Genomic DNA, 12,357 nt, shown 5'->3' on the forward strand with positions numbered 1-12,357 from the left:
TCTTAACTAACGATTACTCGTCAGCAGAGAAACCTGCGTTTAGCAATGCTGCAAGATTGTCAGTTGCTTGCTCTGCTGAAGGACCTTCTTGTTCTTCAGTGCGCTTAGCTTGACGATCTTGGTGGTAAGCGAAACCTGTACCTGCTGGAATTAGACGACCAACAATTACGTTTTCTTTCAGACCACGTAGCTCATCACGTTTACCAGAAACAGCTGCTTCTGTTAGTACGCGAGTTGTCTCCTGGAACGATGCCGCAGAGATGAACGATTCAGTCGCTAGAGATGCCTTAGTAATACCAAGTAGCTCACGCTCGAAACGAACAAGCTCTTTGCCTTCAGCTTCTAGCTGACGGTTAGCAATCTTAACGTTCGCGTATTCAACCTGTTCACCAACTAGGAACTCTGTAGAGTCACCAGCGTGAGTGATTGTACACTTACGTAGCATCTGACGAACGATAGTTTCAATGTGCTTATCGTTAATCTTAACGCCTTGTAGACGGTATACTTCTTGAACTTCGTTCGCGATGTACTGAGTCACAGCGTGGATGCCACGTAGACGTAGAATGTCATGTGGAGACTCTGGACCATCTGCGATCACGTCACCACGTTCAACTTTCTCGCCTTCGAATACGTTAAGCTGACGATGCTTAGGAATCATCTCTTCGTAAGCGTCACCGCCGTCACGAGTGATTACTAGACGACGTTTACCTTTCGTTTCTTTACCGAAGCTCACAGTACCTGTGTGCTCAGCAAGAATCGCAGGCTCTTTCGGCTTACGAGCTTCGAATAGGTCAGCTACGCGTGGTAGACCACCGGTGATATCTTTGTTACCGCCAGATTTCTGAGGGATACGAGATAGCGTATCACCCACACCTACTTCCGCGCCGTCTTCGATGTTAACAATCGCTTTACCAGGTAGGAAGTAGTGAGCTGGCATTTCAGTACCAGGGATCATTACGTCGTTACCCGCTGCATCAACAAGTTTGATAGCTGGACGCATATCTTTACCTGCTGCTGGACGAGCGGCTGCTTCAGTTACTTCGCTTGAAGATAGACCTGTTAGGTCATCTGTTTGGCGAGAAACTGTTACACCATCGATCATGTCTACAAACTGGATGCGACCTGCCACTTCAGTGATGATTGGCATAGTGTGCGCTTCCCAGTTCGCTACTGTTTCGCCAGCTTCAACCGCATCGTTGTCGCCTTTGCTTAGTAGGGAACCGTAAGGTAGTTTGTGTTTCTCTTTTGTACGACCAAATTCGTCGATGATAGTCAGCTCAGAAGCACGAGACGTGATAACAAGCTTCTTATCTTTGTTCATTACGAACTTAGCGTTGTGTAGCTTAACCGTACCAGTTGTCTTCGCTTGGATGCTGTTCTCTGCTGCTGCAGTAGATGCCGCACCACCGATGTGGAACGTACGCATTGTAAGCTGTGTACCCGGCTCACCGATAGACTGAGCAGCGATAACGCCGACTGCTTCACCTTGGTTCACTAGGTGACCACGTGCTAGGTCACGACCGTAACACTGTGCACAACAACCGAAGTCTGCATCACAGGTAACTACAGAGCGCACTTTCATGCTATCTACTGAGTTATCTTCCATGATCTGGCACCACTTCTCATCAATCAGAGTATTACGTGGGATCAGTACTTCGTCAGTACCTGGTTTCAGAACGTCTTCTGCAACAACACGACCTAGAGCAAGCTCAGAAAGTGCAACTTTAACGTCACCACCTTCGATATGCGGCATCATGTCGATACCTTCGTGCGTGCCACAGTCATGCTCGTGTACAACAACGTCTTGAGCAACGTCTACTAGACGACGAGTTAGGTAACCCGAGTTCGCTGTTTTCAGTGCCGTATCCGCAAGACCCTTACGAGCACCGTGCGTTGAGATAAAGTACTGAAGTACGTTTAGACCTTCTTTAAAGTTCGCAGTGATCGGCGTTTCGATGATTGAACCATCTGGACGCGCCATCAGACCACGCATACCTGCAAGCTGACGAATCTGAGCTGCAGAACCACGTGCGCCCGAGTCAGCCATCATGTAGATGCTGTTGAACGATTCTTGTTGCTCGTCTTCACCTTCACGGTTCACTACTGTTTCAGATGAAAGGTTTTCCATCATCAACTTCGCTACGCGATCGTTGGTTGAAGCCCAAATATCGATCACTTTGTTGTAGCGCTCACCCGCAGTTACAAGACCAGATTGGTACTGTTCTTGGATTTCGCGAACTTCTGCTTCCGCTTCTTCGATCTCAGTGTATTTCGCGTCTGGCACAACCATGTCGTCGATACCAACCGATACACCAGAAAGTGCTGCGTAAGCAAAACCTGTGTACATGATTTGGTCAGCGAAGATAACTGTGTCTTTCAGACCTAGCTTACGGTACGCCTCGTTAAGTAGGTGAGAAATTTGCTTCTTACCTAGCTTCTGGTTAACGATGCTGTACGGAAGACCAGATGGCACGATTTGCCATAGCATTGCACGACCGATAGTTGTATCAACTAGCTTAGTCTCTGTTGTGCTGTTGCCATCTTCATCTTTCACTGTCTCAGTGATACGAACTTTAACGCGAGCGTGTAGCTCTGCAGACTTAGTACGGTATGCTTTCTCAGCTTCAGCTGGGCTAGCAAGGTACATACCTTCGCCTTTCACGTTAATCTTGTCACGAGTCATGTAGTAAAGACCCAATACAACGTCCTGAGAAGGTACGATGATCGGATCACCTGACGCTGGCGACAGAATGTTGTTTGTCGACATCATCAGAGTACGAGCTTCAAGCTGTGCTTCTAGAGTTAGAGGCACGTGAACCGCCATTTGGTCACCATCGAAGTCCGCGTTGTACGCCGCACACACAAGTGGGTGTAGCTGAATCGCTTTACCTTCGATCAGTACTGGTTCGAACGCTTGGATACCTAGACGGTGAAGTGTAGGTGCACGGTTTAATAGTACTGGGTGTTCGCGGATAACTTCGTCTAGGATATCCCAAACAACTGCTTCTTCGCGCTCTACCATCTTCTTAGCAGCTTTGATTGTCGTCGCTAGGCCACGAGTCTCAAGCTTGCTGTAGATGAATGGTTTGAATAGCTCAAGTGCCATCTTCTTAGGAAGACCACACTGATGCAGACGAAGGTATGGACCTACTGTGATTACAGAACGGCCAGAGTAGTCTACACGCTTACCTAGAAGGTTCTGACGGAAACGACCTTGTTTACCCTTGATCATATCAGCAAGAGATTTCAGAGGACGCTTGTTAGAACCTGTGATCGCACGACCGCGACGACCGTTATCTAGAAGGGCATCAACAGACTCTTGCAGCATACGCTTTTCGTTACGTACGATGATGTCCGGAGCAGCAAGCTCTAGTAGACGCTTCAAACGGTTGTTACGGTTGATTACGCGACGGTATAGGTCGTTCAGATCAGAAGTCGCGAAGCGACCGCCATCTAGTGGTACTAGAGGACGTAGATCTGGCGGAAGTACCGGAAGCACAGTTAGGATCATCCATTCTGGGTTATTACCAGATTGAACGAACGCTTCAACTAGCTTCAGACGCTTAGTGATCTTCTTACGCTTAGTCTCTGAGTTAGTAGACTGAAGCTCTTCACGCATTTCTTCGATTTCAGCAGGCAGATCCATAGACGCAAGTAGGTCTTTGATCGCTTCCGCGCCCATCTTAGCCGTGAATTCATCACCCCACTCTTCTAGACGATCCAGATACTCTTCTTCAGTCAGCATCTGAGATTTTTCTAGATCCGTCATACCAGGTTCAGTTACTACGTACATTTCGAAGTAAAGAACACGTTCGATATCACGTAGAGGGATATCCATTAGTAGACCGATACGAGACGGCAGTGATTTTAGGAACCAGATGTGAGCAACTGGTGAAGCAAGCTCGATGTGGCCCATACGGTCACGACGAACTTTAGTTTGTGTAACTTCAACGCCACACTTCTCACAGATAACACCACGGTGTTTCAGACGCTTATATTTGCCACAAAGACATTCGTAGTCTTTTACTGGACCAAAGATACGCGCACAGAACAGACCATCACGCTCAGGTTTGAACGTACGATAGTTGATCGTTTCAGGTTTTTTAACTTCACCGAAAGACCATGAACGGATCATGTCTGGTGAAGATAGACCGATTTTGATTGCATCAAACTCTTCGGTCTTATGCTGTGCTTTTAGAAAGTTTAATAAGTCTTTCACAATCAGCTCCTGTAAGGAGTTAAAAGGAGCTCACCCGCAAAAGTGAGCACCTTCAACCAAATAACCCCGTGGGGATTACTCTTCGTCTTCTAGCTCGATGTTGATACCTAGCGAGCGAATCTCTTTCAACAGTACGTTGAACGATTCTGGCATGCCAGGTTCCATGCTGTGGTTACCGTCTACGATGTTCTTATACATCTTAGTACGGCCGTTAACGTCATCCGACTTAACGGTTAGCATTTCTTGTAGGGTGTAAGCTGCACCGTATGCTTCCAGTGCCCATACTTCCATCTCACCGAAACGCTGACCACCGAACTGAGCTTTACCACCAAGTGGTTGCTGAGTTACTAGGCTGTACGAGCCAGTAGAACGAGCGTGCATCTTGTCATCAACAAGGTGGTTCAGTTTCAGCATGTACATGTAACCAACAGTTACAGGACGCTCAAACGCATCACCTGTGCGACCATCAAATAGCGTTAGCTGACCAGATTCTGGTAGGTCACCTAGTTTCAATAGCTCTTTGATTGATTGCTCAGAAGCACCGTCAAATACTGGAGTCGCGATCGGTAGACCACCACGTAGGTTCTTGATCAGCGTACGAACTTCGTCATCAGATAGAGACGCAACGTCTACTTTCTGACGAGTATCGCCAAGGTCGTAAACTTTCTGTAGGAAGTCACGGAACTTAGCCAGCTCTTGCTGCTCTTTCACCATCTGGTTGATCTTGTCACCGATGCCTTTCGCTGCCAGACCTAAGTGTACTTCTAGGATCTGACCGATGTTCATACGCGAAGGTACACCCAGTGGGTTCAGTACGATATCAACCGGCTGACCTTTCTCATCGTAAGGCATGTCTTCAACAGGGTTGATCTTAGAGATTACACCCTTGTTACCGTGACGACCCGCCATCTTATCACCAGGCTGGATACGACGTTTAACCGCTAGATAAACCTTAACGATCTTCAGTACGCCAGGTGCTAGATCATCACCTTGTGTGATCTTACGACGCTTAGTTTCAAACTTCTTATCGAAGTCAGCACGTAGCTCGTCGTACTGCTCTGCTAGCTGTTCAAGCTGAGTCTGTTGAGCATCATCTTCAAGCGTTAGCTCTAGCCACTTCTTACGATCAATAGCGTCTAGTTTCGCTTCAGTGTAACCACCGTCAAGAAGTACAGCTTTAACACGGTTTAGAAGGCCGCCCTCAAGAATCTGGAATTCTTCAGTAAGGTCTTTCTTCGCTTCTTTAAGCTGCATCTGTTCAATTTCAAGTGCACGTTTGTCTTTTTCAACACCGTCACGAGTAAATACTTGAACGTCGATGATCGTACCTGATACAGAGTTTGGTACGCGTAGAGACGTATCTTTAACGTCTGACGCTTTCTCACCGAAGATAGCACGTAGTAGCTTCTCTTCAGGAGTTAGCTGAGTTTCACCTTTAGGCGTTACTTTACCTACAAGGATGTCACCACCTTTCACTTCCGCACCGATGTAAACGATACCTGACTCGTCTAGTTTAGACAGAGCAGACTCACCTACGTTTGGAATGTCAGCTGTGATTTCTTCAGCACCAAGTTTAGTATCACGTGCCACACAAGATAGCTCTTGAATGTGGATCGTAGTGAAACGGTCTTCTTGAACTACGCGCTCAGATACTAAGATCGAGTCTTCGAAGTTGTAGCCGTTCCAAGGCATGAATGCGATACGCATGTTCTGACCAAGTGCTAGCTCACCAAGGTCTGTTGAAGGACCATCAGCAAGAACGTCACCACGTGCAACTGGTTCACCCGGCATCACACATGGACGCTGGTTGATACACGTATTTTGGTTAGAACGAGTGTATTTAGTTAGGTTGTAGATATCGATACCCGCTTCACCAGGGATCAGCTCGTCTTCGTTTACTTTAACAACGATACGAGAAGCATCTACAGACTGGATTACACCACCACGTTTCGCTACTGCTGTAACACCAGAGTCAACTGCGATGTTACGCTCGATACCAGTACCAACTAGAGGCTTATCAGCCTTAAGTGTTGGAACGGCCTGACGTTGCATGTTCGCACCCATCAATGCACGGTTCGCATCATCGTGTTCTAGGAACGGGATAAGCGATGCAGCGATAGATACAACCTGGTTAGTTGCAACGTCCATGTAGTCAACATGTTCGCGTGGGTGTAGGCCAGATTCACCTTTCTGACGAGCTGTGATTAGCTCTTCAGCAAATGTACCTTGCTCAGAAAGTACCGTGTTCGCCTGAGCGATAACGTACTGACCTTCCTGAATAGCAGATAGGTAATCGACTTCGTCTGTTACTACGCCATCTACTACGCGACGGTATGGTGTCTCAAGGAAACCGTACTCATTACAACGCGCAAACGCAGATAGAGAGTTGATCAGACCGATGTTTGGACCTTCCGGCGTTTCGATCGGACATAGACGACCGTAGTGAGTTACGTGTACGTCACGTACTTCGAAGCCAGCACGTTCACGAGTAAGACCACCAGGACCCAATGCAGAGATACGACGCTTGTGCGTCACTTCTGATAGCGGGTTGTTTTGGTCCATAAACTGTGAAAGCTGTGAAGAGCCAAAGAATTCTTTAACCGCAGCAGAGATAGGCTTAGCGTTGATTAGATCTTGAGGCATGATTGCATCAAGGTCACCAAGGCTTAGACGCTCTTTAACAGCACGTTCAACACGTACTAGACCAACGCGGAATTGGTTTTCAGCCATTTCACCAACAGAACGGATACGACGGTTACCTAGGTGGTCGATATCGTCCACTTCACCGATGCCGTTACGGATAGCGATAAGCTTCTTCATCACTTCAACGATATCAGTTTCGTCAAGTGTACCTTGCTCTTGAGCATCTTCACGTTCGATAGAGCTGTTGAACTTCATACGACCAACAGTCGATAGATCGTAACGCTCTTCTGAGAAGAATAGGCTTTCGAATAGGGCTTCAGCAGCTTCTTTCGTTGGTGGCTCACCAGGGCGCATCATGCGGTAGATTTCTACCAGAGCAGAAATACGATCAACAGTGCTGTCGATACGTAGTGTGTCTGACATGAATGGACCGTGATCTAGGTCGTTCGTAAATAGAACTTCTAGAGCTTTATGGCCTGCCTGAGATAGGTTCGCTAGTGCTTCAAGACTGATTTCTTGGTTAGCCGCAACGATGATCTCGCCAGTCGCTTCGTTGATGTAGTCTTTCGAAGACACTTTGCCTACGATGTACTCTACTGGTACTTCGATATGCTCAACGCCATCTTTTTCAAGCTGACGGATGTGGCGTGCCGTTACACGACGACCTGTTTCAACGTAAGTCTTGCCGTTTGCTTCGATATCGAATGACGCAGTTTCACCACGTAGACGATCAGGAACCAACTCCATAAGTAGAGTTTGATCTTTAACCTCGAAGTTCACCTTCTCAAAGAAGATGTCCAGGATCTCTTCTGTCGTCTTACCTAGTGCGCGAAGAATGATAGATGCTGGTAGCTTACGACGGCGGTCGATACGTACGTATAGGTTGTCCTTAGGATCAAACTCGAAATCAAGCCATGAACCACGGTAAGGAATGATACGTGCGTTATATAGAACTTTACCTGAAGAGTGGGTCTTACCTTTATCGCTGTCGAAGAATACACCTGGGCTTCTGTGCAGCTGGGATACGATAACCCTCTCGGTACCATTGATAACGAAGGTACCATTGTCTGTCATAAGCGGAATTTCGCCCATGTAGACTTCTTGTTCTTTAATGTCTTTTACAGTACCTGCTGGCGCGTCTTTATCAAAGATAACTAGGCGTAGTTTTACGCGAAGTGGTTTTGAGTAAGTTACGCCGCGAATTTGACATTCTTTAACATCAAAAACTGGCTCACCAAGACGGTAGCTAACGTATTGCAGCTCGGAATTGCCGTTGTAGCTCTGAATTGGAAATACAGAACGGAAAGCAGCTTCAAGACCGTATTGACCTTCAGGATCCTGTTCGATGAATTTTTCGAACGAATCGAGCTGGATCGATAGCAGGTATGGAATGTCCAACACTTGTGGACGAGTACCAAAGTCCTTACGGATGCGCTTTTTCTCGGTATAAGAGTAAACCATGGGGTTCCTCAGCTCGCTGATAAGTGACCCAAACTGTCTCCAATCGTTATGAGACAGTGACTAACACCTGTTTGAATGTAGTGACATTTCATTAAGCTGTAATGAAATGTTTTTTGCTAGGAACCTGGGTGCTCAAACAGCGGAAAAATCACCCAACCCCTACAGCGCAAAAAGGCCGGTGGTTATAAAACCACCAGCCATTAGCCGTTAGGCTAAGAAACTATGCAATAATTACTTAACAGTAACACTTGCACCAGCTTCTTCTAGCTGAGCTTTAAGAGCTTCAGCTTCATCTTTCTCGATGCCTTCTTTTAGAGGTGCAGGTGCGCCGTCTACTAGAGCTTTAGCTTCTTTAAGACCTAGGCCAGTTGCGCCACGTACTGCTTTGATTACAGCAACTTTGTTACCGCCAGCAGATTCTAGGATTACGTCGAATTCAGTTTGCTCAGCAGCAGCTTCGCCACCAGCAGCGCCGCCAGCTACAACAGCAGCAGCAGCAGAAACACCGAATTTCTCTTCCATTGCTTCGATTAGTTCAACAACTTGCATTACAGACATTTCTGCAACTGCGTCTAGGATTTGCTCGTTAGTGATAGACATAACAATTCTCTTTTAAAATCAACAATAAGTTTAATTAGCAACCAGTAAAAAGCAAGGCTTACGCCGCAGCTTCTTCTTTTTGATCGCGTAGTGCAGCGATAGTGCGAACCAGCTTGCCAGCAGAAGCTTCTTTCATGCACATCATTAGGCGTGCAATAGCTTCGTCGTAAGTTGGTAGTGTCGCTAGTACTTCAGCGTCAGTTAGCGCGCCTTCAAATGCAGCAGCTTTGATCTCGAAGTCAGTGTTCTCTTTAGCGAAGTCTTTGAAAAGACGCGCTGCAGCACCTGGGTGCTCGTTAGAGAATGCGATTAGAGTAGGACCAGTGAAAGTGTCAGTTAGACACTCGTAGTCAGTACCTTCAACCGCACGACGCATAAGTGTGTTACGAACAACTCGTACATAAACACCCGCTTCACGAGCTTGTTTACGTAGAGAAGTCATCGCGCCCACTTCAACGCCACGAGAGTCAGCTACAACTGCAGAAAGTGCACCACTGGCAGCTTCGTTGACTTCAGCAACAATTGCTTTTTTGTCTTGAAGGTTTAAAGCCATCTTGGATTTACTCCTGGTTGTCGTTACACCACTCACTATCATCACGACAGTGAGAGTTATTGAGGTGCTTCCCAGAAGAAAGGTAACTATTTACATAGAGCTTTCTGTCAGTTCGGGCACCATCTACGTAGGATGATTAAGTCATCACTTGTTAAACAAACTCAGACACCTACGGTCTTGGACGGAGACTGGGTCTTAATTCTTACAGAACCAAAGTTCAGCCCCAACCACAAATATTAGGCGCGAAATTATACACAAATTTCGCGCCTAAGCAAATATATTAGCTTGCTAGAGTGTTCAGGCTAGCCTGATCAACAGCAACACCAGCACCCATAGTAGTAGAGATGCTTACTTTCTGCAGGAATGTACCCTTAGCAGAAGACGGCTTAGCTTTCTTCAGAGCCACTAGAAGTGCTTCTAGGTTCTCTTTGATCTGCTCAGCAGAGAAGTTTGCTTTACCGATAGTAGTGTGGATGATGCCGTTCTTGTCGTTACGGTAACGAACCTGACCAGCTTTAGCGTTCTTAACTGCTTCAGCAACGTTAGGAGTTACAGTACCAACTTTAGGGTTTGGCATTAGACCGCGAGGACCTAGGATAGTACCTAGTTGACCTACAACGCGCATTGCATCTGGAGAAGCAACAACTACGTCAAAGTTCATTTCGCCTTTCTTCACTTGCTCAGCAAGATCTTCCATACCAACGATGTCTGCGCCAGCTTCTTTAGCTGCTTCAGCGTTTGCACCTTGAGTGAACACTGCAACGCGGATTTCGCGGCCAGTACCGTGAGGTAGTACAGTTGCACCACGTACGTTCTGGTCAGATTTACGAGCATCGATGCCTAGGTTAACAGCAACGTCTACAGACTCAACGAATTTAGCAGTTGCTAGTTCTTGAAGAAGAGCTACAGCTTCGTTGATTTCGTATTCTTTAGTTACGTCAACTTTTTCGCGGATAACGCGCATGCGCTTAGTTAGTTTTGCCATGATCTTAACCCTCTACCACTAGGCCCATTGAACGAGCAGTACCAGCGATAGAACGCTTCATTGCTTCGATGTCAGCACCAGTCATATCTGCAGCTTTAGTTTCTGCGATTTCCTGAAGCTGAGCGTCAGTTACAGTACCCACTTTCTCAGTGTTTGGACGACCTGAACCAGACTTAACGCCAGCCGCTTTCTTAAGAAGAACTGCAGCAGGTGGAGTCTTAGTTACGAACGTGAAAGAACGGTCGTTGTATACTGTGATAACAACTGGAGTCGGTAGACCTTTCTCAACAGATTCTGTTTTTGCGTTAAACGCTTTACAGAATTCCATGATGTTCACACCGTGTTGACCTAGAGCAGGACCAACCGGTGGACTCGGGTTCGCCATACCAGCAGCAACTTGTAGCTTGATGTAAGCTTCAACTTTCTTAGCCATGATTTTTCCTAATTTTGGGTACTAACGCTAATCGACCGATCAGCTCCCCGTTTACGTAAATAACTTTTTACTTCGACGGAAGTAAAAAGGCGCGAAATTATAGTCATAATTCGCGCCTTAAACAACCCTAAAAAGGTGTTTTTTTAATCAAGTTTTTCAACCTGACCAAACTCAAGCTCAACTGGTGTTGCACGACCAAAGATCGATACAGACACTTTCAGGCGGCTCTTCTCGTAATCCACTTCTTCAACGGTACCGTTAAAGTCAGCAAATGGACCGTCAGTAACACGTACCACTTCACCCGCTTCGTACATAGTACGTGGACGTGGTGATTCACTCGCCTTCTCAAGACGGTTAAGGATAGCGTCAGCTTCTTTATCAGTGATAGGAGCTGGACGGTCAGAGGTACCACCAATGAAGCCCATGACACGTGGCACGCTGCGTACTAGGTGCCATGATTCATCGTTCATGATCATCTGAACGAGGACGTAACCAGGGAAGAACTTACGCTCAGACTTACGACGTTGGCCTGCGCGCATCTCCACTACTTCTTCAGTAGGGACTAGAACTTCACCAAATAGCTCTTCCATGCTGTGCATTTTGATATGCTCGCGAAGAGACTGCGCTACACGGCCTTCAAATCCAGAGAAGGCTTGAACCACATACCAGCGTTTTTTAGGAGCTTCACTCATGAATTAAAACCCTCTATACCCCAGTCACAAAGTTGACAAGACGAACCATAATGCCGTCGATGCCCCAAAGTGCCAGAGCCATTACAATACTTACAGCTAAAACGATCAAAGTCGTTTGCACAGTTTCTTGACGCGTTGGCCAAACTACTTTGCGAACTTCCATACGAGATTCTTTAGCGAACTCGATCGCAGCTTTACCTTTTGTTGTTGTAGCAGCAACACCAAGTGCCGCAGCAATCAGTACAACAACACCTGCAGCGCGAATCACTACAGACATTTCACCATACAGGTAATTACCCACAACAGCGGCAGCTAGCAGAACGAAAGTGACAATCCACTTGAAGATATCTGCGCCATTTGAGCTTTCAGGAGTTTCAGCATTATTTGCTTTCATAAAACCAAACCTGTCACAAGTCTTAATATAGACGACAACAACCCCGCTGTTGCAGGGCAAATCCATGAAACGGCAACCTTATCGATTGACGTACTCTTTCTTAATGACCAAGAAGCAACATCTTGGGCAAAAAATCCTGCTTAATATCTGCTTGGATAAGAAATTAGCAAACATTATATTTAGTGCAGAAAAAGGGCATCAAATGATGCCCTTTTTGCTACTGGTTCGTCAAATCTTATTCAAAGATTTTTCAGAAGTCTTCAGCAATTCCTGAGAATTAGTCGAAGATCTTAGCAACAACACCAGCACCTACTGTACGGCCACCTTCACGGATCGCGAAACGAAGACCTTCGTCCATTGCGATTGGTGCGATTAGC

Annotated in this window: 8 protein-coding genes and 1 pseudogene; all 9 read right to left on the bottom strand. The window is 46.5% G+C overall.

What is annotated here, in order from left to right; translation table 11 throughout:
• Positions 1–13: 13 nt before the first annotated feature.
• On the bottom strand, positions 14–4,219 hold the full coding sequence (rpoC, locus tag F0265_RS24280) for a DNA-directed RNA polymerase subunit beta' (RefSeq protein WP_006957111.1): 4,206 nt from the start codon (positions 4,217–4,219) through the stop codon (positions 14–16).
• Between the two features lie 75 nt (positions 4,220–4,294).
• Complete coding sequence (rpoB, locus tag F0265_RS24285; protein WP_006957112.1) at positions 4,295–8,323, bottom strand: DNA-directed RNA polymerase subunit beta; 4,029 nt, start codon at positions 8,321–8,323, stop codon at positions 4,295–4,297.
• A gap of 231 nt (positions 8,324–8,554) precedes the next feature.
• Positions 8,555–8,923, bottom strand: coding sequence for a 50S ribosomal protein L7/L12 (gene rplL / locus F0265_RS24290; RefSeq protein ID WP_006957113.1), 369 nt, complete (start codon positions 8,921–8,923; stop codon positions 8,555–8,557).
• A gap of 58 nt (positions 8,924–8,981) precedes the next feature.
• Positions 8,982–9,476 carry a 50S ribosomal protein L10 gene (rplJ, locus tag F0265_RS24295; protein ID WP_045975435.1) on the bottom strand — a complete coding sequence of 165 codons (495 nt, stop codon included), beginning with the start codon at positions 9,474–9,476 and terminating at the stop codon, positions 8,982–8,984.
• A 280-nt stretch (positions 9,477–9,756) separates the two neighbouring features.
• Positions 9,757–10,461 (bottom strand): 50S ribosomal protein L1, encoded by a 705-nt coding sequence (gene rplA, locus F0265_RS24300; RefSeq protein WP_045975434.1) that lies wholly within the window; start codon positions 10,459–10,461, stop codon positions 9,757–9,759.
• Between the two features lie 4 nt (positions 10,462–10,465).
• A complete protein-coding gene (gene rplK, locus F0265_RS24305; protein ID WP_004747601.1) occupies positions 10,466–10,894 on the bottom strand; it encodes a 50S ribosomal protein L11 in 429 nt (142 codons plus the stop codon).
• A gap of 143 nt (positions 10,895–11,037) precedes the next feature.
• Positions 11,038–11,586 (bottom strand): transcription termination/antitermination protein NusG, encoded by a 549-nt coding sequence (nusG, locus tag F0265_RS24310; RefSeq protein ID WP_006957116.1) that lies wholly within the window; start codon positions 11,584–11,586, stop codon positions 11,038–11,040.
• 13 nt (positions 11,587–11,599) lie between these two features.
• Positions 11,600–11,980, bottom strand: a complete 381-nt coding sequence (gene secE, locus F0265_RS24315; RefSeq protein WP_006957117.1) for a preprotein translocase subunit SecE — start codon at positions 11,978–11,980, stop codon at positions 11,600–11,602.
• A gap of 277 nt (positions 11,981–12,257) precedes the next feature.
• Positions 12,258–12,357: pseudogene (locus F0265_RS24320) on the bottom strand (elongation factor Tu); the annotation flags it as partial.

This window comes from Vibrio sp. RE88, assembly GCF_013113835.1.
Classification (GTDB): domain Bacteria; phylum Pseudomonadota; class Gammaproteobacteria; order Enterobacterales; family Vibrionaceae; genus Vibrio.